1 protein-coding gene and 1 pseudogene are annotated in these 1268 nt (G+C 62.3%); one reads left to right on the top strand and one right to left on the bottom strand.

Translation table 11 applies throughout. The features are described 5' to 3' along the window. Nucleotides 1-420, bottom strand: a pseudogene (locus EOA32_RS37300) (PAS domain-containing sensor histidine kinase); the annotation flags it as partial. Nucleotides 421-953: 533 nt separating this feature from the next. On the opposite strand from EOA32_RS37300, the gene EOA32_RS37295 reads away from it, so the two are divergent. Beyond that, the coding region (locus tag EOA32_RS37295; protein ID WP_128374318.1) for a DUF5330 domain-containing protein at nt 954-1268 on the top strand (315 nt) is incomplete at its 3' end.

Genomic DNA, 1268 nt, shown 5'->3' with positions numbered 1-1268 from the left:
GAACTGGTTTGCGAAAGGCTGCAGCAGGATGGCGCCGAATGCCGCCAGCGCGCCCGAAATTGCTGCGCGGCGCGACCCGGCGATCCAGCAAGACTCGACCGGCAAAGCCACTGCAAGCAGCGCGACCGGCGACGCCAGACCACCCGCCGCGGCAATTGCGCCGGCAAGCGCGAGGCCACCCGTCGCCACCGAGGCACGGCCGGCGAGCGTCATGCGGCCGGTGGCGGCAACCAGAAGCGCTGCGAACCAGCACAGACCGAAAGCGCCGAAGATCGCAGCCACTGTAACGGCGGCACCCAGGCTTGAGGTGACCAGCGTCACCGCCGCACCCGCGGCGAGGAAGGGAGCGGCGAGCATGACGCCGATGAAGCGGCGCTGGCGCTGGCGCTCAGCCTCGTCCGTGACGGTCGGATGAACCATGCGTTCGCAGCCGGCGGCAACCGCGCCAGGCAGAGGAACGTATCTGGCCGTAATCGAACTCAACGCACTCGGACCCGGTCGTGAATTGCCCTGCTTCTGCAGGTGACTCTTGATTGGACTGAAAGTCGCATCCAGCGTTTAAGGAATGGATAAGGCAGGGAAGGCGAGCGCCCCGCCCGCGGCAAATATCGGGACGCTGGCACCCCAAAGCCCGTCGATCTGCCGCCATGGTAAATGGAGCGTTAGCCACAGCCCGGCTCGCCTGGCCTCCCGAAAACCCAGTGCCGATGCTCGCCCTTTCCAAAATTTTTCTTTTGAAACAGCCGCATAGATGGTTATTTCAAAGTTAATACAGTGGATCAGATTTGAGTTAGATCAATAGCGTGAAAACCAATCCTTTCGGCTTTATCTAAAATTTGAAGAAAATTCGCGGCTTCGGCGCAAGCCACGCTTCGCGCCTTCGTGCCATTGTCACGTCCATAAAAAGAGGTCATGCCGATGGATGCATGATCCGATCACGACGAGGCATCGAGATGGGCTTTCTGATCAGGATGGCTTTCTGGTTTTCGCTGGTGCTCTTGGCGCTGCCGCTCAGCGTCGGCCCCGACGAGGATGGCCGCGAGGCGGTCGGGCCGATCCAGGCGCTGTTTGCGGCGCGCGAGGCGGTCGGCGACATTGCCGGCATCTGCGAGCGCAAGCCGGATGTTTGCGAGACCGGCAAATCGGCCATGCACACCATCACCGTGCGCGCCAAGGAGACAGCCAAGATCGCTGCCGCCATGCTTGATGACCAGCAGTCGGAAAAGACGGCCGCGCCCGCTGCGAAGGTAGCGGAGACGTCTGGCGAG

The sequence above is a fragment of the Mesorhizobium sp. M1A.F.Ca.ET.072.01.1.1 genome, from assembly GCF_004023325.1.
Classification (GTDB): Bacteria; Pseudomonadota; Alphaproteobacteria; order Rhizobiales; family Rhizobiaceae; genus Mesorhizobium.
Note: the sequence above shows the minus strand (reverse complement) of the source record. Positions and strands in the feature narration are given on the sequence as shown.